Origin of the sequence: Shewanella sp. SM68 (assembly GCF_025653925.1) — a bacterium.
GTDB lineage: Bacteria > Pseudomonadota > Gammaproteobacteria > Enterobacterales > Shewanellaceae > Shewanella > Shewanella oncorhynchi.
In genome coordinates this window covers 104,113-124,449 of record NZ_JAKKRU010000004.1, presented here as the reverse complement: position 1 = coordinate 124,449, position 20,337 = coordinate 104,113, and the positions used below count along the sequence as shown (strand labels likewise).

General features: G+C 45.6%; 16 protein-coding genes. 8 read left to right on the top strand and 8 right to left on the bottom strand.

Annotated features, from left to right (window positions below):
* The first annotated feature begins 196 nt into the window (after nucleotides 1-196).
* Nucleotides 197-1,042, top strand: coding sequence for an FAD:protein FMN transferase (locus L5M40_RS08555; RefSeq protein ID WP_263175751.1), 846 nt, complete (start codon nucleotides 197-199; stop codon nucleotides 1,040-1,042).
* 281 nt (nucleotides 1,043-1,323) lie between these two features.
* Here the strand turns inward: L5M40_RS08555 and L5M40_RS08550 are convergent, their stop codons facing one another.
* Both L5M40_RS08550 and L5M40_RS08545 read right to left on the bottom strand, forming a co-directional pair.
* Nucleotides 1,324-2,955, bottom strand: coding sequence for a methyl-accepting chemotaxis protein (locus tag L5M40_RS08550; RefSeq protein ID WP_173496925.1), 1,632 nt, complete (start codon nucleotides 2,953-2,955; stop codon nucleotides 1,324-1,326).
* A 153-nt stretch (nucleotides 2,956-3,108) separates the two neighbouring features.
* Complete coding sequence (locus L5M40_RS08545) at nucleotides 3,109-3,999, bottom strand: DMT family transporter (RefSeq protein ID WP_113939865.1); 891 nt, start codon at nucleotides 3,997-3,999, stop codon at nucleotides 3,109-3,111.
* A gap of 213 nt (nucleotides 4,000-4,212) precedes the next feature.
* Here L5M40_RS08545 and L5M40_RS08540 point away from each other — a divergent pair, with 213 nt between their 5' ends.
* Nucleotides 4,213-4,989 (top strand): AraC family transcriptional regulator, encoded by a 777-nt coding sequence (locus tag L5M40_RS08540; protein ID WP_263175750.1) that lies wholly within the window; start codon nucleotides 4,213-4,215, stop codon nucleotides 4,987-4,989.
* A 774-nt stretch (nucleotides 4,990-5,763) separates the two neighbouring features.
* Here L5M40_RS08540 and L5M40_RS08535 read toward each other — a convergent pair.
* The 4 genes from L5M40_RS08535 to L5M40_RS08520 all read right to left on the bottom strand — a co-directional run bounded on the left by L5M40_RS08535 (nucleotide 5,764) and on the right by L5M40_RS08520 (nucleotide 9,424).
* Complete coding sequence (locus L5M40_RS08535; protein ID WP_028759523.1) at nucleotides 5,764-6,168, bottom strand: GreA/GreB family elongation factor; 405 nt, start codon at nucleotides 6,166-6,168, stop codon at nucleotides 5,764-5,766.
* Between the two features lie 614 nt (nucleotides 6,169-6,782).
* Nucleotides 6,783-6,917: a DUF2474 domain-containing protein gene (locus L5M40_RS08530; protein WP_105250029.1), complete on the bottom strand. Its 135-nt coding sequence runs from the start codon at nucleotides 6,915-6,917 to the stop codon at nucleotides 6,783-6,785.
* Between the two features lie 104 nt (nucleotides 6,918-7,021).
* Nucleotides 7,022-8,029 (bottom strand): cytochrome d ubiquinol oxidase subunit II, encoded by a 1,008-nt coding sequence (cydB, locus tag L5M40_RS08525; protein ID WP_263208610.1) that lies wholly within the window; start codon nucleotides 8,027-8,029, stop codon nucleotides 7,022-7,024.
* Between the two features lie 60 nt (nucleotides 8,030-8,089).
* Nucleotides 8,090-9,424 (bottom strand): cytochrome ubiquinol oxidase subunit I, encoded by a 1,335-nt coding sequence (locus L5M40_RS08520; protein ID WP_263175748.1) that lies wholly within the window; start codon nucleotides 9,422-9,424, stop codon nucleotides 8,090-8,092.
* Between the two features lie 158 nt (nucleotides 9,425-9,582).
* Between L5M40_RS08520 and L5M40_RS08515 the strand changes: the two genes are divergently transcribed.
* Together L5M40_RS08515 and L5M40_RS08510 are read left to right on the top strand one after the other, a co-directional pair.
* On the top strand, nucleotides 9,583-11,022 hold the full coding sequence (locus tag L5M40_RS08515; protein WP_263175747.1) for a PLP-dependent aminotransferase family protein: 1,440 nt from the start codon (nucleotides 9,583-9,585) through the stop codon (nucleotides 11,020-11,022).
* Between the two features lie 123 nt (nucleotides 11,023-11,145).
* Nucleotides 11,146-12,444 carry an O-acetylhomoserine aminocarboxypropyltransferase/cysteine synthase family protein gene (locus L5M40_RS08510; protein WP_263175746.1) on the top strand — a complete coding sequence of 433 codons (1,299 nt, stop codon included), beginning with the start codon at nucleotides 11,146-11,148 and terminating at the stop codon, nucleotides 12,442-12,444.
* A 126-nt stretch (nucleotides 12,445-12,570) separates the two neighbouring features.
* Here L5M40_RS08510 and L5M40_RS08505 read toward each other — a convergent pair whose 3' ends face one another.
* Together L5M40_RS08505 and L5M40_RS08500 are read right to left on the bottom strand one after the other, a co-directional pair.
* On the bottom strand, nucleotides 12,571-15,723 hold the full coding sequence (locus L5M40_RS08505) for a DUF2339 domain-containing protein (RefSeq protein WP_263256507.1): 3,153 nt from the start codon (nucleotides 15,721-15,723) through the stop codon (nucleotides 12,571-12,573).
* 212 nt (nucleotides 15,724-15,935) lie between these two features.
* Entirely contained in the window at nucleotides 15,936-17,072 is a 1,137-nt protein-coding gene (locus tag L5M40_RS08500) for a methyltransferase (protein ID WP_263175769.1), read from the bottom strand.
* Nucleotides 17,073-17,155: 83 nt separating this feature from the next.
* Here L5M40_RS08500 and L5M40_RS08495 point away from each other — a divergent pair, with 83 nt between their 5' ends.
* From L5M40_RS08495 to luxS, 4 genes are all read left to right on the top strand, one after another.
* The gene (locus tag L5M40_RS08495) at nucleotides 17,156-17,770 is read left to right on the top strand and encodes an alpha-ketoglutarate-dependent dioxygenase AlkB family protein (RefSeq protein ID WP_263175744.1); all 615 of its coding nucleotides are present in this window, start codon (nucleotides 17,156-17,158) and stop codon (nucleotides 17,768-17,770) included.
* 151 nt (nucleotides 17,771-17,921) lie between these two features.
* A complete protein-coding gene (locus L5M40_RS08490) occupies nucleotides 17,922-18,242 on the top strand; it encodes a BolA family protein (protein WP_173246445.1) in 321 nt (106 codons plus the stop codon).
* Nucleotides 18,243-18,474: 232 nt separating this feature from the next.
* Entirely contained in the window at nucleotides 18,475-19,593 is a 1,119-nt protein-coding gene (locus L5M40_RS08485) for a TRAP transporter substrate-binding protein (protein WP_113939872.1), read from the top strand.
* A 167-nt stretch (nucleotides 19,594-19,760) separates the two neighbouring features.
* The gene (gene luxS / locus L5M40_RS08480; protein WP_028761570.1) at nucleotides 19,761-20,270 is read left to right on the top strand and encodes an S-ribosylhomocysteine lyase; all 510 of its coding nucleotides are present in this window, start codon (nucleotides 19,761-19,763) and stop codon (nucleotides 20,268-20,270) included.
* Nucleotides 20,271-20,337: the final 67 nt, after the last annotated feature.

The window sequence follows — 20,337 nt, the reverse complement described above, 5'->3', positions numbered from 1 at the left end:
ATTGTTTTTAAATATAAAACAGTTTCAAGCATCTAAAATCCCCATAAAAACTAATGGCAACAATTTGTATTGAAGTAGAGACTTTAATAGAATCCGCACAAATTATGTTAATTGCTCTTAGTGCTTTGTTTAAATTTAACTGGATGAAGCGTTTATTGCTGATCCCTCAGATCTTCCTACTACAGTGGGTATTATCATGATACGTCGCGCTAAGCCATTACTCGGAACGCTGGTGGAAATCGCTGCCGAGTCACTGCCAAATCAAAGCGGTGAGGTACTACTTAAAGATAAAGCATTGGAAGCGGCTATTAGCGCGGCTTTTTCGCGTGTGACCCATATTGGGCGGTTGCTGAGCTTCCATCAACAGGACAGCGAGTTAAATCAGTTAAATCGGCAGCCGGGAATTTGGGTAACGTTAAGCCAAGATAGTTTACGAGTGCTCAAGTTGGCTAAGGGGCTGGGTAAGGCGAGCAACAACTTATTCAATTGTACCGTTGGCGGCGAAATGATGTCTCGCGGCGCTTTGCCTGCTTACCTTGGTATGCCATTGTTATTGCAAGGTGACTGGCAAGATATTGAAATAAAAGGTAATCAAGCGCGATTAGCTAGACCGCTAATTTTAACCTTAGATGGTATAGCTAAAGGTTATGCGGTTGATATGGCAGTGAGTGAGCTGCGTCGCGCTGGCGTGAGCGGAGGTTGGGTCAATGCGGGTGGCGATTTAAAAGTTTTTGGCAGTGCATCTTTAAATGTAGTGTGCCGCGGTCCATTAGGAGCGAGCCAAAAGCTTTGCGTTAGCAATATGGCGCTCGCCAGCTCAAGGGTCTCACAAACCTTAAGTCATGATTACCCTGCACTATTACTGCCAACTGGCAATGTTGCCGATACGAACATCGATGCTGAAAGCGAGCGTATTGTTAGTGTGAGAGCCTCTTTTGCTTGGCGCGCCGATGCGTTAACGAAAGTCGCTGGCTATCTTAATCCCGACTTGGCCGCTGAAAAAATTGCTCACTTGGGTGGGCAATTAGTCAGTTTTGATTGATGTATCTTTTGGTTGTTTTACAGCTTTTGCAGATGATTGAATTAGAAATTCAATCATTACTGTGAGTTAACGTTAAGCAGTTAGTACTGTTATTCGCACTTTAACGGGTGAATCGATACAACTTGGGTTTCGTTACCGTTATTTGCAACTTGCATACGGTTGTGGGCTTTTATTGTCTTCAAGCTTTGCTTGGTATTATTTCCATTAAAAAGAGTGCCTACATTGGGCACTCTTTTCGTTTCAATAGCTTATCGCTAACTATGTGTCGTTAGTCATTTATCTTAAGCGACTTTAAATCGCGCAACTTCTTTTTGTAGGTTGCTGCAAATGGCTTTAGTGTTGACGACTATTTGCTGAGTCTCTTGAATGACTAAGTTGCAGTATCTTGTTTTATCGGATAATTCGGTCAAGTTACGATTAATTTCTTCGGTCACATGGGTTTGCTCTTCGGTCGCAGTCGCCGTTTGAGTGGACATCTCACTGACCTTAGAGGTGGAGTTTAGAATTTCATCTAATGCATCTTGGGTCTGGCTGGCGAGGGTCACGGTTGATGTGGTCAGGCTAGCTCCCGATTCAATGCTTTTAACCGCATCATTTACTCCGCGTTGCAACTCTTCAATCATGCGCTGAATATCTTGGGTTGAGGTTTCGGTACGACTCGCCAGTGTACGTACTTCATCGGCAACTACGGCAAAGCCACGGCCCTGTTCGCCAGCGCGCGCCGCTTCAATGGCCGCGTTAAGGGCAAGGAGGTTAGTTTGCTCAGCGATTGAGCGGATCACATCAAGCACTGAGGCAATATTGGCAGAATTGACTGAAAGTTTTTCAATAACTGTCACTGCATTTTTAACTGATTCAGACAGTTGCTGAATATGATTAACGGACTGGGCGAGGATATTCTTACCCTCTACTGTTTGGTCATTCACCTTAGTGATTTCGGTGGCAGTATGAAGAGCGTTACTGGCGACTTCTCTTACGGCTGCACTCATTTCATTTACTGCTGTGACAATAGTATCGACAAACTGCTCTTGTTCATGGCTGATGTTGATTGTGGTAGCTGACTTAGTTGCAAGGCTTTCAACGGTTTGGCTCACATCTTTAGTTTGACCAATAATCGAGATGACCATTTGCTGTAGCTGCTCTACAAATAAGTTAAATGCATGGGCGAGCTCGCCGATTTCATCCTGACGTGTGATAGGGATCCTTTGGGTTAAGTTACCGTCACCATCGACAATGTCATTGATCCTGCTAGTGATATCTTCAATTGCATTGACTATGATTTTAGGGCCGAAGTAGGCAATCAACAGCGCCACAATGGCGACTAAGCTTGCTATCGTTAAGGATATTTGGGTTTGGGTGGTTGCCTGTTCCGTTGCTTGTAAATCTAGCTCTTTTACTCTGTTATCGGCGGCTTCGCCCGCGGCATTGTAGATATCTCTTAATGCCTTAAATTCTTGCTTGGATTTGGTTTCGTGGAGTTGTTTCGCGCGTTCAAAATCATTACTTTTGACGGCATTAATGACCTCTGATGAGGCTTGATACCAGAGAGAAAACTGCGCCTCAAAGCCATTAGTTGATTGCAGTACTTGCAGGTGATCTGTAAGGATTTTTTTAAATTCGCCCATTCTGTCACGGGCTTGATCGACATTCTCTTGCCAGTTATCAATCTCACTCTTGCGATTATCGGCAGATAATTCTTCCCTCAATAACACTTCTTCACTTAGCTGCGCTTGATAAAGGTCGCGATCTGCATTGAGAATTGCCGAAATTGCGGGATTAAATAACTGACTAAATTCCTGCATCTGTTTCACAGTAGCACGGCTTTGCATAGCATCGGTGACTGCCATGACAATGAGGGCTGTCGCCATAATGGCAAACATCAGTGAAAACTTAACGCGAATACTGTTAAACATAGGACGATCTCCATTAATAACTTAATAAATAGCTTAGCCGTTATTTATAGAATTGCCTTTGCGTGCAGCAGATTGCGATGGGATTTTGTACGCATTGAAATAAGCGAAACCGCCTTGGTCACTATTACCAAGGCGTTGACGCATTACTTTGGATTATTCAGGACAAGCTAGGGTAGGGATGACTTTAGGCTTAGGTTTTATCTGCACTAGCATGACGCCAATAATGACCATAGAACCGCCAATATAATGATAAATGGCTAAGGTTTCATCTAGGATGATGGCCGCCAGTATCGCCGCAATAATAGGCATTAAATTAAAGAATACGCTGGTGCGATCGGCGCCGAGTTTGCTTATGCCATTGATCCAAGCCCACGGCGCTAAAAGTGAGGCAGCGATAGCAGCGTAAAGTATCAGTGGTGCCGATTGGGCACTGATCGCTATGCTGGGACTCGTAAACAGCAGTGGCGTCAGCATGAATACGGCTATGAGTCCTTGAATATAAACCGATTCCCAAGTCGGTAGTGGCAGTTGCCAGCGTTTCAGTAATACGCCATAGAGCGCATACACAAAGGCGCTAAAGAGCAACAGTAAATCACCTTGAGTCACGCCGATGGCAAGGTTCATCATATCGCCGTGACTGAGCATAAAAATCAATCCAAATAGCGAGATTAAGGTGCCACCAAAGGCTAACGGTGATAATTTTTGCTTGAGTAATGGCACGGCTAAAAACAGACTGATCATAGGCACGAGAGAGGTGATTAATGCCATATTTGTTGCCGTGGTGGTAGCCGCCGCAAAATAGGCCAAACTCTGGTTTAGCACCATACCTAACAAAGCCAAAGTAGCAAACTTAGGTAACAAAGGTAGTATCACTTGGCGTTTTTGCCAGACGCGACTTGCGACAAAGGGGGTTAACAATAACATAGCGAAAAACCAACGGTAAAATGCTATGGCTTCAGGATCGATAATCCCAAATGAGAGCTTGTTGACTATCGAATTGCCTGCCCAAATTAATACGGCCAACAGGGGGAACAAATACAGCATGGTCTTGCCTTTAGGTACTGGCTAAAGTGACTGGCCATAGTTTATGGCTTATCACTTAAGCATCCAGATAATAGATTAGTGGCTATTATCCATGGTCGGTTATGATATAAATATCGCTTATCAGACAAGGTCAGTTCCTCTACGGACAAGCGTAATCTGGGTTAGCGATTTCGTTTGAGTTTTTTGGACCACCATAGCTTTGAGGGCATCAAAATGCGCACGGTTTACCATCCGCTCACGGCAGAGCAAGAGCCTGCTGCAGATATCTTCTTCAACTATGAAGCTTTCCTGCCAAATACGGTAACGCCAAAACATCAACATGTTTGGGGGCAACTGCAGTTAATCAGCGGTGGAATTATGGAGTTACATGCTGCAGGGCAACGGTTTTTATCGCCGTCACAATATGCGATTTGGGTTCCTGCGGGGATAGAACATGAAAGTTACACTCGGCGCAGTATTCATTATTGCTCGATGAATATAGTTGCCGAGCGGGCTGCGGCTTTTCCCATAGAGACCTGTCTTTTAGCCGTGACATCCATTGCCCAATCGATCGTTAACGATCTGCGGGAACGGCAAGTCACTGTGGCAGAAACTGCGGCGGATAAGCGACTGGTTGAGGTTTTGCTCGATCAGCTGACCTTGGGTAAAGCTCTACCGCAATTTCTGCCCACCGTTTCAGATAAACTGTTACAGCCGTTGTTGCAGGCACTTGAAGCCGACCCTGCGAGTTCGAAAACCTTTAAATCTTGGGCCAGTGAATTACATACCACAGAGCGTACCTTAGCTCGTCGCTGCCAAGAGGTTCTGGGGATGAGTTTTACTGAGCTAAGACAAAGGCATAAGTTTATCTATTCATTACATCTATTACGTCAGGGACTTGCGATCAAAGAAGTGGCATTGACGCTCGGCTATAACCAAACTTCGCCTTATATCGTGATGTTTAAAAAATATGCTCAGTGCTCACCTGAGCAGTATCGCCGCCGATTGTGATTGAGTGGCTGATGGAGCAAGGCTTAATAAAGGCGAGATAATGAGATCCTATGCGAAAGTCGCGCTAGATGATGCACTAAAAATATTGGGGGAAACTGTGAAATAAGATAGGGTGCTAAAGTATTAACACCCTATTTTCGGCCTATTTAAAGAGAGGATTTAAGGTTTTTTACAGAGTTAGATAAGTTAGTCGGAAGCCTTTTGGCGGTTCCGTTTATCTTGACGCTTCTCTTTTAAGGTTTTCATTGGCGGTTTTTTGTTTTTTTCTTTACTCATAGATATAAACTCCAAAGTGAAGGTTACTATCCGAACCCGCGCCGCAAATCGGTTTCGATAGTTGGGCTCAATTTTTTATTTCAGGCTTTAATTGAGACGGTTTATTTATAAAGAGTATAAAAATAAATTTAACGATTGAGGCGCCGTGCTAAACCTCTTAACCCCTTTGCTGTTTACTCTAAAGCGCTGCCATGACTTATACGTAAATAGTTGCAAAGAGTCGTTAATTGTAGTGTTAAACTTATCTAAAGTGTCTCTTTAATAAATATCGCGGCCAGTTAATGACTTCAAAATAACATTCCCTCTAATGATATTATGTTGAAAATGCCGCTATAAGCCGCCGCTAATAGCGAGTTCAAAGCATGTTGCCACTGAATTGAACATGCTTTATTTTAAAATGCTTACAGCCTAATAATCATATTTTTTAAAATTTCTGAAATGTTGTCAAGTAGCAATACTCAATAGCTATTTACAAAAAGTATGCCCAAATGATTTTTTCTATACAGACTTTTTAGGTTGTTTTTTCGTTAAACTGACATCTTTAATCATAAACAGAACTGGTTTGCCTAAAATGCTCACCTCTGCCAGTTCGCCCTTTGATAACCCAAGTAAGCTGACGCCTAAATCTGATATGACAGAGAAACGTCCTGCACTGGGTTTATGCCTTGGTGGATACACGAGTTCAATTTGGTACTCTTGCTGATCCTGCAGATTAACTAAGTGAATTTCTCGTCCCACAGTCACTTTATCACTCGTCGTATCATGCTTTAGCTGCTCAAGCTTACTAATCACGCCTGCCAAAGCCGTTGGGCGTAGAGAGGCATTAAAACTGTTTTGTAAATAATAGGTTTCAGTTTTTAGAATAAAATTCTGGAAAAGACCACTAAAAAAAGAATATGCCATTGCCGCCTCTGAAATAACAAAGTTAAAATATAAGCATAGAAATTAAAATGAGTATTACTCTGTGCTTATTTCACAAGAAGTTATAATTCTGCCGAGCGCGAGTGACGCTCGGCTTAGACTGGGAATTTGAGCGAGAGGCGGATTGAGCTTACTGAACTAGATGTGTTAGCTAACACATGGGAAAATAGTGATGAAAATGCAGTGCTAAACATAGTGTTACATCTCCAGTCAAAAGTTGATATTCGATTGATTATTTATTTTTTTGTATATCGATTTAGTATATCGGTCTTGCCATTAACTAAATCTTGCCATTAACTAAATAAGTAATTGCTTGGCTGATACCATAGGTCAAGTAAAAATATAAAGCAAGCCTAACTAAGCTAATCTTGCTGAATATACTGATAACAGTAAAGTTGGATTTAACATTGTTTTAACTTTGCCACATTGGGGGTTAGTCTTCGTCAATTTAATGCTAGCACTCGTAAAGTAAACTGAGCACTTGTTAATTTGGCGCAAATTAATTCAACCATTGAATATTCTAGTGCATTGTTGCTAGATGCTATGGGCACTAACTGAATTAAGCCTTAATATAAGCTTCTAAAGTCAATATTTACTTAGGTTGTTAAGCCCGCACCTTTTAAAAGTATTTTGATACACATAGAGACGAGGAACAGACAGCTTACGCTCGTACACCAAATCAGCACTAACCAGCCGAGTCGATAGGCGAGGGATTTCGTTTGGGTCGTCATGTTGATCTCCTGCATATGTAAAGTCATCTAAGGTGAATCAGCGACCTAAGCCAAGTTAGCTTAGGTCGCGTTTTGGGAAGCCTCTTCTTTTATCTGAGTCATGGCTAGTGATAGCCTGCATCCTTGGTCACTTTGCCGCGGAACACGTAGTAGCTCCAAAAGGTATAAACCAAAATCAGCGGGATGATCATCAGGGCGCCGACGAGCATAAAGCTCAGGCTGCTGTCGGGGGCTGCTGCCTGCCAAAGGCTGATGTTGGGTGGAATAATGTGTGGCCAGATGCTGATCCCTAAGCCACTAAATCCTAAGAAAATCAGCCCTAGAGTGAGTAGGAATGGCTGATAGTTATCATCACGATTTAGGGATTTTATCAAGGCCCAACTGCAGGCTAATACCAGTATTGGCACTGGGGCGAAGTAGAATAAATTCGGTAAACTAAACCAGCGCAGGGCAATATTGGGTTGCACGAAGGGGGTCCATAAACTGACTAAACCTATGGTCATCAACAGGCATAATGTCAGTGCTTTGCCGAGTTGTTGCATGGTCGTTTTAAGCTCGCCTTGGCATTTTTTTACTAACCAAGTCGCGCCGAGCAGAGCATAGGCCAGCATAAGGCCAAATCCACAGAAAAGTGAGAAGGGCGTTAACCAATCGAAACTACTGCCGCTAAATTGTTGGTTACTCACCGAAATGCCGGAGATAAACGCCCCCAGCACTACGCCCTGTGAAAAGGTGGCCGTGATAGAGCCAAACATAAACGCTTTATCCCAGAATGGTTTAGCTTCTGCACCCGACTTAAATCTAAACTCAAATGCCACGCCGCGAAAAATCAATGCCAGCAGCATGATGAGCAGCGGTATGGTTAGCGCTTCGAGCACTATGGCATAGGCGAGGGGAAATGCACCGAGCAGGCTGGCGCCGCCGAGCACTAACCAGGTTTCATTACCATCCCAAACGGGGGCGACGGTATTGACCATAATATCCCTGTCGTCCTCATCGTGAATGAAGGGAAACAGTATGCCGATGCCGAGATCGAAGCCATCCATCACGATATACATTAAGGTGGCAAAAATGATGATCCCGAACCAAATCAAGGGTAGATCGAATTCCATGGTGAGCCCTTAAATATGTTTTAGATTGAATAAGTAAAATTAGATTCATTTACTTTAAAATTAATGGCTTGTTGCCGCGATATCTGGCCCTTTGCGGATGAGTCGCATCATATAGCGATAACCCACGCCGAAGATGCCGCAGTAACTGACGATGAAAATCCCTAGGCTGATACTCAAGTGGGTTACGCTGTGGGAAGACACGGCATCCTGCGTGCGCATCAATCCTTGGATCACCCAAGGTTGACGGCCAAGTTCGGTAGTGAACCAGCCTGCCAGTGTGGCGAGCAATCCGGCGGGGCCGAGCACCAATACAAATCGCAGAAAGTGTTTGTTGCTGTAGAGGCTGCCTTTGCGCCTGAGATAAGCACTCCACAGTCCAGCAAAAATCATCAATAAGCCTAAGCCGACCATGAGCCTAAAACTCCAAAACACTAACAGCACATTGGGTCTGTCCTCGGCGGGATACTCAGTCAAGGCTGGCACTTGTTTGCTTAAATCATGTTTTAAGATCAGGCTCGCCAGCCCTGGGATTTCGAGACTGAAGTGGTTTTTCTCTGCGTCCATATCGGGAATCGCAAACAAGATAAGCGGTGTGGGTTTGTCACCCTCATTACGCCAATGGCCTTCCATTGCCGCGACTTTTACTGGTTGATATTCAAGGGTATTTAAACCATGAAAATCACCAATTAGAGCTTGCAGCGGCGCGACAATTAACGCCATCCACATCGCCATAGACAACATCTTGCGGATAGCGGGCGTGTCGTTACCTTTGAGTAAGTGCCAAGCCGCCGATGCGCCCACAAAGAAAGCCGATGAAATAAAGGCCGCCACTGTCATATGGGCTAAACGATAGGGAAATGAAGGGTTAAACACTATCTGAAACCAATCCACTGGAATAACGCGATTGTTCACGATTTCAAAACCTTGGGGCGTCTGCATCCAGCTGTTTGAAGCTAAGATCCAAAAGGTTGAGATAATAGTGCCCGTGGCGACCATACAAGTGGCGAAGAAATGCAGGTTTTTGCCTACCTTCTGCTGACCAAATAGCATGACCCCCAGAAAACCCGCTTCGAGGAAGAAGGCGGTGAGGACTTCATAGGTGAGTAGCGGCCCTGTTACGCTGCCCGCGAAGGCGGAAAAAGCACTCCAATGGGTACCAAATTGATAGGCCATCACTATGCCTGAGACCACGCCCATGCCAAAGTTTATGGCAAAAATCTTCGACCAAAATTGATAGAGTTGTTGGTAAACCTCATTCGCTGTTTTCAGCCATAAACCTTCTAATACTGCTAGATAGGTGGCGAGGCCGATAGTGATGGCAGGGAAAATAATGTGAAAAGAGATGGTAAAAGCAAATTGGATCCTAGCGAGTACTGTGGCATCAAAATCAAACATAATTTCCTCGAGCGATAGGCATTTCTCGTTACAAAGGCATTGTTCTAGTCGCGTTCACTGAACCCTAAATTGGCTTGACGGTGAAAGCTTGTGTGCTATTAGACCATGGGATATGCTGGCTATAACAGACACAGAATATCTTGACTTGGCTATAACAGATGACGAAGTACGAGCAGTTAGCGCAGGAATTAAAGACACGAATAGCCCAAGGTGTCTGGCAGGCGGGGGACAAGTTGCCGTCGCTGCGCCAAACTGTGGCCGATTCGGGCTTGAGTCTGATGACAGTGCTCAATGCCTATCAGTTATTGGAAAGCCAAGGCGTGATCTCGGCGCAGGCTAAGTCTGGCTATTTAGTGGCGCCAAAGCCGGAATTAATCGCGCGGCAGGGAGAAGCCTTTCGTTATCCCGAGCGACAAAAGCCGATTTATCTTTCCGATAGTGTGGATATTAATGAGTTTGTATTCAATGTGCTGCAGGCTTCAAAGCAGGCGGACATAGTACCCTTTGGCTCAGGATTTCCCGATCCTAGTTTATTCCCGCAACAAGCACTGGCGCGATCTTTAGTTAAGGTCACTCGGCACATGTCACCTTCTTTTGCCGCCGATAATTTACCGCCAGGAAATGCGGGACTGCGTAAGGCGATCTCCCAACGTTATGCCAAATTAGGCATGAGCATTTCGCCCGACGAAATCATCATTACCTCGGGTGCCATGGAGGCGCTCAACTTGAGTTTAGCGACCCTGACTCAAGTGGGAGATTGGGTTGTCATTGAATCACCGACTTTTTATGGTGCGATGCAAGCGATTGAGCGGCTTAAGCTTAAGGCCATTGCGGTCGCGACCGATCCACAACAGGGGATTGATCTTGAGGCGCTGGCTGAAGTGTTAAATACCTATCCAGTGAAAGCCTGCTGGTTGATGAGCCAACATCAAAATCCCTTAGGTTGCAGCTTATCGGATGCTAAAAAACAGGCGCTTTATCAGTTACTAAACGAGCATAAGGTCAGTCTGATTGAGGATGATGTTTATCAAGAACTCTATGTTGATTCCAGCGCGCCAAGGCCAGTAAAAGCCTTCGATACCGAAGGACGGGTGTTGCACTGCGGCTCATTTTCTAAGTCTTTGATTGCTGGTTATCGTGTCGGCTGGGTTGCGGCGGGATGCCATGCACCGCAGTTACAACGCTTACAAGTCATGTCGACGTTATCGACCAGTGCGCCGATGCAGCTCGCCATCGCCGATTTTATTCAGTCGGCGCAATATGAACGGCATTTGAAACAGTTACGTAAAAAGTTAGCCAGCCGTAAATTGGCCATGTATCAATTATTGTGCGCGCATCTGCCCGAATCTGTGGGGGTCAACTTCGCGCAGGGCGGCTATTTTCTCTGGTTAGCGCTGCCATTACACATGGACGCTACACAAATTTATTATCAGGCGATTGAGCGTGGGATCAGTATTGCACCCGGAAACCTGTTTAGTAATCAGGTCGAATTCCGCCATTTTATGCGTTTGAATGCCTCATACGAGTGCTCGCCAGAGATAGTCTCAGCGGTCGCGGTGCTGGCCGAACTTATCCGCAACAATTTGCGCCGAAGTTAAAGGCTGTGGCTAAAAAATTTTAGACTTCTAGATGTCTATCTGTTAGCTTGTTGAACATGCACAAATCTTGTGCAATTCTCAATGTCGATTGAATACTGGGCTGCTACGGATAAGGAAGGGAAAATGAAATTAGAGTCACTGGCATTACACCACGGTTATGAGTCAGAAGCGACCACGAAGGCGGCCGCAGTACCTATCTATCAAACGACCTCTTATACCTTCGATGATACCCAGCATGGTGCTGATTTATTTGACTTAAAAGTCGCTGGCAATATTTATACTCGGATAATGAATCCTACTACTAGCGTGCTAGAGCAACGTCTGGCGGCCATTGAAGGTGGCATAGGTGCGCTGGCCGTGGCATCGGGTATGGCGGCGATTACCTATGCGATCCAAGCCCTGACTCAAGTTGGCGATAACATCGTCAGCACCAGTCAGCTCTATGGCGGCACTTACAATCTGTTTGCCCATACGCTGCCGCGCCAAGGCGTTGAAGTGCGCATGGCGGCCTTCGATGATTTTGAAGGCCTCGATGAGCTGATCGATGATAAAACTAAGGCCTTGTTCTGCGAATCGATTGGTAATCCAGCGGGCAATATTGTCGATTTACAACGTTTAGCCGAGATTGCCCATAAGCATGGCGTGCCTTTAATTGTCGATAATACGGTCGCGACTCCAGTGTTATGTCGCCCCTTTGAGCATGGCGCCGATATTGTTATTCATTCTTTAACTAAATACATTGGTGGCCATGGCACGACGATTGGCGGCGTGATTATCGATTCAGGCAAGTTCGATTGGGTGGCGAATAAGGAAAGATTTGCCTTACTCAATCAAGCCGATCCTTCCTACCACGGCGTGGTTTACACAGAAGCCTTTGGTCCTGCTGCATTTATTGGTCGTTGCCGTGTGGTACCGCTGCGTAATACCGGCGCTGCACTGTCACCGCACAGTGCATTTTTACTGTTGCAAGGCCTTGAAACCTTAAGCCTTAGAATGGAGCGCCATTGCTCGAATGCCTTGGCATTAGCTGAATATCTGGTGTTGCATCCGGCGGTCGGTTGGGTGAACTACGGCGCCTTGCCGAGCAGTCCTTATCAGGATAATTGCCACAAGATCACTGGCGGAAAAGCTTCTGGGATCATCAGCTTTGGGATTAAAGCGGCCACAGCAGAAGAAGGTAAGCTTGCTGGCGGACGTTTTATCGATGCACTGCAGATGATCCTGCGTTTAGTGAACATTGGGGATGCGAAATCCTTGGCCTGCCACCCTGCGAGCACTACGCACAGACAGCTCGATGCCGATGAACTGGCAAGGGCGGGCGTGTCTGAGGATCTTATCCGTATCTCGGTTGGGATTGAGCATATCGACGACATCATTAACGATGTGGCGCAGGCGCTCGATAAGGCACTGGTGAGCAAATAGCTCGTATCGAATAGTCCATATTAAATAGCCGATACCTCATCGCTTTATTAAATCGTTAACAGTAAAAAGCCGCCATCGATTCAATTCGATAGCGGCTTTTTTAGTGCTTTAAAAACGATGTTAATCTTACTGCAGTCGATTTCTCGCCTTCTGATAGAAGTAAGAAACAGTCAGCAAAATGACCCCGATCAGCATAAAGGCAATCACCTTTTGCACTAGCTCGAAGGACGCCATATCCAGTAATAGCACCTTGAGCGTCGATAAGGTAAATAGCCCAGCAGCGAGGCGGATCATATTGGCATTTTGTGGTTTTAAGCTGATAAACATCAACACACTGCCATGGATAACCAATAAAATCGCGCTGAGCGGTGCGGCAATCATGTTATCGAAGCTATAACTCCACATGAAGTAACTTAAGGCGAGTAACAGATGCCAACCCCACTTAAGTCCTTGTAAAGGTAAGATGCGTCTATGCAAGCGTATTGCTGCACCGTGCTGCAAGATAAGCCTTGCTAGGAGTGCCAGTGATAAAAACTCGATTAACACAAACGAGGCATTATCACGATTAAGCCCGAGTGTTAGCTCAAAATGCAACATGATGGGCAGCAGGGCTAAGCCTAACGTTAGGCCATAGGCGAGATGATAGCTTTCCTTTATTGCGGCTTGGATTTCGGCTGCGAGGGGGAATTTTGCGCTATATGAGGTTTGGCCTACAGATGCCTGACTTACACCTCTCAGGCTTAAACCTCTTTGGATTAGCAATGCAAAATAACCACTTAAGGCTAATGCTGTCATGGCTATTCCTACTAGCTCAGAATGATTAAAACCATAAACGATCACGGCCAATACCAGTGCAAAGTAATAAGGGCTCAATTGCCATTGTAGTTGCAGCAAGGGGCGCCAATGCTCGGGTAATTGGCGATAGCGGAGCAGTGTGAAGCCCATAAAGAGGGCGCCAACGGCTAGCGCCGCGAGTCCTTGCCAAGCGTGAATAAGGCATAGCGAGGCTGTCATCAGAACCGCTAGCCAAGTGAGAATTTTGGCTTCTATATTCAAACTCTTATGTTTAACAAAGTAGGCTAAACCTAGGCTCATAAAGGTGCTCAGCCAGAGTGCAATAGTGGTATATTCCCAATGGTTGCGGATGACTTTGGGCAGCAGAATAAGCGGCAGCAGCAAATAGCAGAAGATTTGCATCGTATAAGCGGCTTTGGCAAATAAGGCATCTTTATAGTGGCGACGATACCAATAATGGGCCAAGAGTAGGGCGGTAAATAACTCAAACCGTGCCAGTTTTGCCATAAGCGGTTGGGCACTAAAGCTAAAACTGCCTGTGAGCGTTATGCCTTCAACAACCTTAAACAGCAGCGGCAATAGTAAGAGCCAAGCAGCAAACTCGCTGATAACGAGTCTGTCCTTTGCGCTCAAATACAGCAGTAATAGGCTGACGAGTGGCAAGATGGCGAGGTAGTAATCGCTGCTCAAAAGGTAAGCCGCGAGGATAATTGTCGCCACATAAAAACCGCTTAATAGCTCTTTTAACACTCTGTTTAGCTGACTTTCTAGGGTCGAAAGCAATGCATGATGGAGTGTTAATAGCCGAATCACTAAGACTAAGGCGGCGCAACTTAAGGCCTGTGCTAACAGTGGAAAGCCAAAAGCTGACAAGGGAGAAATTGGCGCCCCATCGATAAAGCTTGATTCTAAAAGGCTCATGCCCGTCAGTACACTAGACGCATTGAGCCCTAATCCCATCAGCAGCAATACATAGGCTTCGGCGCGAACGGAAATTAGTTCTTCTTTGGTACCAATCCACAACAGTAATAAGGCTTCGAGCAGTAATACTAATCCAAGGAAATCGTGGCTGAGTAAATACAGTGCGGCAAATCCCGCAAAACTCCCTGCAAAGACTAACAATAAGCCGTTGCAGGCTTTTTCTAGGTTGCCTGTGCGCTTCCAATAGAGGGCTGCGCAAATCAGTGCGTTGGCCGCAAAGATTTCCCCTGCGAACTCAGTAAATTGCGTCAACTCTAATAACACAAAGGCGAGCAATGCTATCGGTAGGGCGAGTATGCGATGGCTTAGTGCATTATGTTTTTCATCCTGATGGGTAAACTGCTTGGTAAATAGTAGGCCTGTGATGCCGTAGAGATAAAAGAACACATTAATACTGATAAGCGCGAGCAGACTGACGCCGCCAACGTCGCTGAGTGGCAAATCAATGAAATGGCTAAAAGCTTCGATGCAGCCTATGTGCAACAGGGCGGTGATTTCCAGTAGCAGCGGCCACTTAAGTTTGCGACTCTGGGCAAGGGCGCCGGCACCAATAAGCAGTAAATAAGGCAGATACAATAGCGGCGCATAGCTTTGGGATAACAGCATCATAGGTGCGGTCGAACCACCGACTAAGGCGATCACGGCGATCACTTTGGCATCTAAGCGCATCGACAGGCCATAACCTGCCAAAGTGATCAATAACAGTAAGATAAAACTCGCGCTATTAGGTATTAACTCAAAATACGGCCCAATAAAGTACGCGCAGAGATAATTCAGTATGAGTCCGAGTCCGACAATACCTGAGCCAAAATCCGCCATGCCCGCGCGTTTTTGGCGAATAAAAATCCCGCCCACTATGATAGTGTTCGCGCTGGCAAACCCGAGTAGTGCTTTGCCAAGTTCTGAAAACCAATGGTTGATTGAATATTGCAGTAAATAACCAAAGCCTAAGGTCAGGGTAATAATGCCTGCGACAGTCATCAAAAAGACAGGTCCTAATCCCTTAGCCTGATAATGATGGTAGAAAGATTTGACTTGCTCGTTGACTGCCGCAAAGGGTGCCATGACGGCCGCGAGTCCTTGGGATAACAACTCATCAAATTGACTCGCCGCTTGCACGCTTGCCTGTAATTTGACTTCATCACTCAGCTGTTGATTTTGTGCTTGAATAAGGTGTTCGGTTTTAGCGGCTTGTTCCGTCGAGGTATTTTTCGTTTTTCTTTGCCAAGGGTCTTCTTGCCGAGGTTCACTTGGTATAGGGCCTTGCTGCCATGGGTTGGGTTCTGCTGGGGCTGGTTCTACGGAAGCTGGCTCAAGGGTTGGTGTTTGTGCCGCATAGGTTAATGGGAGCGTGTCTTCAGCCGCAATTTGCTGACTTAACGTATCGAGCTTAGTGGAGAATTCTGCTAATTGACGACTGAGCGAAGATTGCTGCGATAAATGCAGCGATTGTAACTGTGCCAGCTCAGCTTTTAGTTGGGCAACGTCATCCTTTAACGGCATATCTCATTCCTAAGTGTTTAAGTGCTTAACTCATAAACCTTTGTCGGCAAGAAGTGTACTTGTATGTGTATTTTTCGGCTAGTTGTTGTTGATTTTTAGGAAATCTCCGACTGCTGCTTTTCCAACATGTCATTGCTCAGCATAAAAAGAGCCCTGTATAAAAAAGAGCCAAACATTGCTGGCTCTCATTTAACGTGTCAATTTCGATGAGGTTATTTTTTCTGTGCCTGCAGGATCACAAATTTACCGTTGGAGGCGACTGTGGTGCAGTTCTTAAATAAGCGCTGTAATTTTACATGGTAAGCCAGATGACGGTTGCCGACGATATGTAAGATCCCCCCCTCTTTTAAGCGGCGGCGAGCGTCTAAAAACATCTGCCAAGCGATATGATCGGTTATGGCTTCACCTTGATGAAACGGCGGATTACACAGCACCAGATCCGGTTGAACATCATCGGGCAGATGCGTCATGCAGTCGTCCCAATAGAAGTGGCCTTTATCTGTCGGTAATTGATTACGAGCCCAGTTTGCCTTGGCTGATGCGACCGCCATTTCAGAATCGTCGATAAAGTGAATGTCAGCCTCTGGGAATAACTGGGCGGTGCGTAACCCCAGCACGCCATTGCCACAGCCGAGATCAACAATCGACTTAAAATCCCCTTTGGGCAGATTCTCTAGCATGATGCGTGCGCCAATATCGAGTTTGTTGGCGGCAAACACATTACTTAAATTGCTGATCTCAAGTTGATATTCGGGTACGTCCCAAGTCACTTCTTTGGCTAATGGTCTTGGTTTGCCATCACTGACACAGGTGATCACTCGCGTGTTTTTCCACGCTAAACTGGCGCTTGCGGGGCCTAAATGCTTAGCAAAGATGTCGAGTAAGGCGCCATTAATCGATTTGGATTTGGCGGCTACTAATACACGAGTGCCTGCGGGTAACACTTGCGACAAGCGCGTTAGCTGGTGGGCAAAGTAGCTTAAGTTCTTAGGCAACTTCATCAATACTAAGGCTAAGTTTTCCGGCAAGGTATCGCGGCTGGTAAACCACTGCAGATTATCCATTGGCAACTGATTGCGGCCATGGTTTTGTTCTGTGCCTAAAAAGCTGGTTCTGGCATCGGTTTCAACACGCAGTGGCCAACATGGATTCAATTTAGATAAACCGCAGCTTAAAGCGCCGAAACTGTCGTTGATAATGGCGGTTGGCACGGCGGCTTGCTCTGACTCAATAAGGCTTTTGAGTAAGTGTTCATCGGCGGCATCCCAAGCTTGAAGATTAGATTCCTGCTGAGCTGGATACCGTAAGAGTTCGAGTTCAACACCCGCTACTGAAAATTGTGTTGTCATGTGCCACACTGCGCCAATAAATTTAAGGCGCAGATTATCGCAGATTTCATGGCGCAGTGCGACGGCTCGCATGGAGGACGTCAATGCAGCAAGGTAAGTTAGGGTTTGATACAGAGGGTGAGGCTCAAATTAAACCGCCCATCACCTTAGTGCGGGGTTATCTTAATGCTGAGCAGCAAGCGGCGCTAATGAAAGAAGCGCTGACCTATCCCTTAAGTCGCCCTGAAATCCAAGTCTTTGGTCAGCTTCACGCGATTCCTCGCCAGCAAGTGTGGTTTGGCGATTTGGGCTGCGACTATTTATATTCAGGACTGTTTATCCGCGCCTTACCTTGGCCTAAATATGCTCACAAGTTGAGGGATAAGTTAGCGCGGGATTATGGTTTGGAGAGCAATGGGGTATTAGTGAATCGCTACGCCGATGGTAAAGATTGTATGGGCGCCCACAGTGATGATGAACCTGAAATAGCTCAAGGGAGTCATATTGCTTCTATTACCTTAGGCGCCACGCGGGATTTTGTGCTTAAGCATAAGCGCAGTCAAACCAAGTACAGCATAAATCTGCACAGTGGCGATCTACTGATCATGCACTGGCCTATGCAAAGTGATTGGTTACACAGTTTACCTAAACGTTTGAAAGTAAAAGAGCCGCGTTGGAACTATACCTTTAGACAACTCATCGTTAATTTCCATGGTTAATTGCCTCCCGCTAACTGTCTATGGTGAAGCACTGCGAAATATGGCTGATATAAAGTGGTGGGTCATCAACAAATTGAAAGCGTGAATTTGATCTTTTCAATTTGAAGCAGTACTCTGCGGCAACTGGATTTTCCCATTCTGAGACTCGAATATGTCCAATACTCATGTGCAGGGCACTGTGGCTAACACTATTTCGCAGAAATTAACCGAATGCTTCTCGCCGACCCATTTAGAAGTGATTAACGAAAGTAATCGTCACCATGTACCACCGAATTCAGAAACCCACTTTAAAGTTGTGCTGGTAAGCGAGCAGTTTGATGGCTTACGTTTATTAGCCCGTCATCGATTGGTCAACACTCACTTAGCCTATGAGTTAGCCAATGGCGTGCATGCTTTGTCTATTCATACTTTCACTCAAAATGAGTGGGATGCGAATGCACAAGTACCTAATACGCCAAATTGTCGCGGTTAATTAATCGCTCAGCAATACTGTTTAGCTTAGATTTCAAGGCCACTCTTCATAGAGTGGCTTTTTGTTTTAGACCAACTTAAGACTATTTTTGAGTTTCCCTACCTTCGTTTCTGTGTTAACAATATGTTTTATTTTAAGAGGTTGGGCGATGTGATTGTCGATACCCATCCTGAGTGTATTTCCATGTCAGTTGGATCCATGTGCTCGTTTGACATCAGGGAGACTATTAAAAATGCGTAAGTTAGGGAGTTTGTTTATCTCAGTGCTGCTGATGGGACTGAGCGGTTGTAACCCCGTCTCCAGTGATGCGCAAAGCGTAGCTGCCTCCCATGCCGCAACTGATGTTCCCCACGCTTTACCTGCTATTGAATGGCGTCTTGCAACCTCTTGGCCGAAAAACTTCCCCGGTTTAGGCATGGCTCCTGAGCGTTTTGCGCATTTAGTCGATGAAATGTCTAACGGTCGGTTAAAGATTAGCGTTTATGGTGCGGGTGAGTTGATGCCCGCTTTTGCCGTATTTGATGGTGTGAGTCAGGGTAAAATTCAAATGGCCCACTCCGCTTCTTTCTACTGGAGAGGAAAAGCGCCCGCAGCGCAGTTTTTTTCATCGATCCCCTTTGGTATGACCGCGCAGGAAATAAATGGCTGGCTTCACTATGGTGGTGGTATGGAGCTGTGGACTGAAGTGTATCAACCCTTTGGTATTATTCCCCTCGCGGGTGGCAATACTGGGATGCAAATGGGTGGCTGGTTTAATAAACCCATCAATACCATTGCGGATTTTAAGGGATTGAAGGTCCGCATGCCGGGCTTAGGTGGTGAAGTGTTGAAACGCGTTGGTGCTGTACCTGTAAACATGGCGGGGCGTGAACTTTATGGTGCACTGCAAACGGGGGCGATTGATGCCGCAGAGTGGGTAGGGCCAGTGAATGATCTTGCCTTCGGTTTACATAAAGTGGCTAAGTATTACTATTACCCTGGTTGGCATGAGCCAGGTTCAAATATGGAATTCTTGATTAATACCGCTGCCTTTGAGAGTTTACCTGAGGATTTACAGGCCATAGTCAGAGTTGCTGCTAGAGCCATTAACCAAGATATGCTCGATGAATACACGACCCGTAACGTGACCGCCCTTGAAACGTTAGTGAAGGACGAAGGTGTGGAGCTTAAAGCGTTTCCACCGAACGTGTTGTTGGAGCTTGAGAAAATCTCCAAACAAGTGATTGAAGATCAAGCGAATCAAGATCCCTTAATGCGAAAGGTGTACGATGCCTATCACGCGTATGAGCAAGGTGTGCGCCAGTACCATAAAATATCTGAGGATGCTTACAGTCAACAGCGTCAACACTAAATGATGGTTTCTTTACTGCAAACTGTCACATTAGCATCTGATTTATATGAGATGATTTCATCTTAGATTATCTTGTTATCGGCGTAATTCATTTGGTGTTATGCTTGCAAGCCATAAATAGACAGTTACAGTGGCGTTGATGTCGCCCTGAGAATTTGGAGATCCCTATGCCATTACTTGATAGCTTTACCGTCGACCATACTCGGATGAATGCCCCTGCGGTTCGTATCGCTAAGCATATGAGCACGCCAAAGGGCGATGCCATTACTGTATTTGATTTACGTTTTTGCGCACCGAATAAAGAGATCCTCAGTGAGCGTGGTATTCATACTCTAGAGCATTTGTTCGCGGGTTTTATGCGTGACCATTTAAATGGCAGCGATGTTGAGATCATTGATATTTCGCCAATGGGATGTCGTACCGGTTTTTATATGAGTTTGATTGGTGAACCCACAGAGCGCCAAGTGGCCGATGCGTGGTTAGCCGCGATGGAAGATGTGCTTAAAGTGGTTGAGCAGTCTGAAATCCCTGAGCTGAATGAATACCAATGTGGTACGTATGAGATGCATTCATTAGAGCAAGCACAAGATATCGCCCGTAATATTATTGCGGCAGGCGTAAGTGTTAATCGTAATGACGATCTAAAATTAAGCGATGAAATTCTAGGTAACCTGTAATTGTTCGCACTCTTATAGTATGAGAGTGCTTCTTTAGTAAATTCAGTTTCCTGAAGTTAATAAGAGA

Excerpts from the sequence above, each read along its gene's own strand:
- L5M40_RS08555 (WP_263175751.1), top strand. The coding sequence starts at position 197 with ATGATACGTCGCGCTAAGCCATTACTCGGAACGCTGGTGGAAATCGCT.
- L5M40_RS08490 (WP_173246445.1), top strand. The coding sequence starts at position 17,922 with ATGTCCAATACTCATGTGCAGGGCACTGTGGCTAACACTATTTCGCAG.
- L5M40_RS08505 (WP_263256507.1), bottom strand. The coding sequence starts at position 15,723 with ATGCCGTTAAAGGATGACGTTGCCCAACTAAAAGCTGAGCTGGCACAG.
- L5M40_RS08500 (WP_263175769.1), bottom strand. The coding sequence starts at position 17,072 with ATGACAACACAATTTTCAGTAGCGGGTGTTGAACTCGAACTCTTACGG.
- L5M40_RS08535 (WP_028759523.1), bottom strand. The coding sequence starts at position 6,168 with ATGGCATATTCTTTTTTTAGTGGTCTTTTCCAGAATTTTATTCTAAAA.
- L5M40_RS08545 (WP_113939865.1), bottom strand. The coding sequence starts at position 3,999 with ATGCTGTATTTGTTCCCCCTGTTGGCCGTATTAATTTGGGCAGGCAAT.
- L5M40_RS08495 (WP_263175744.1), top strand. The coding sequence starts at position 17,156 with ATGCAGCAAGGTAAGTTAGGGTTTGATACAGAGGGTGAGGCTCAAATT.
- L5M40_RS08530 (WP_105250029.1), bottom strand. The coding sequence starts at position 6,917 with ATGACGACCCAAACGAAATCCCTCGCCTATCGACTCGGCTGGTTAGTG.
- L5M40_RS08510 (WP_263175746.1), top strand. The coding sequence starts at position 11,146 with ATGAAATTAGAGTCACTGGCATTACACCACGGTTATGAGTCAGAAGCG.
- L5M40_RS08520 (WP_263175748.1), bottom strand. The coding sequence starts at position 9,424 with ATGTTTGATTTTGATGCCACAGTACTCGCTAGGATCCAATTTGCTTTT.
- L5M40_RS08485 (WP_113939872.1), top strand. The coding sequence starts at position 18,475 with ATGCGTAAGTTAGGGAGTTTGTTTATCTCAGTGCTGCTGATGGGACTG.
- luxS (WP_028761570.1), top strand. The coding sequence starts at position 19,761 with ATGCCATTACTTGATAGCTTTACCGTCGACCATACTCGGATGAATGCC.
- L5M40_RS08515 (WP_263175747.1), top strand. The coding sequence starts at position 9,583 with ATGACGAAGTACGAGCAGTTAGCGCAGGAATTAAAGACACGAATAGCC.
- L5M40_RS08540 (WP_263175750.1), top strand. The coding sequence starts at position 4,213 with ATGCGCACGGTTTACCATCCGCTCACGGCAGAGCAAGAGCCTGCTGCA.
- L5M40_RS08550 (WP_173496925.1), bottom strand. The coding sequence starts at position 2,955 with ATGTTTAACAGTATTCGCGTTAAGTTTTCACTGATGTTTGCCATTATG.
- cydB (WP_263208610.1), bottom strand. The coding sequence starts at position 8,029 with ATGGAATTCGATCTACCCTTGATTTGGTTCGGGATCATCATTTTTGCC.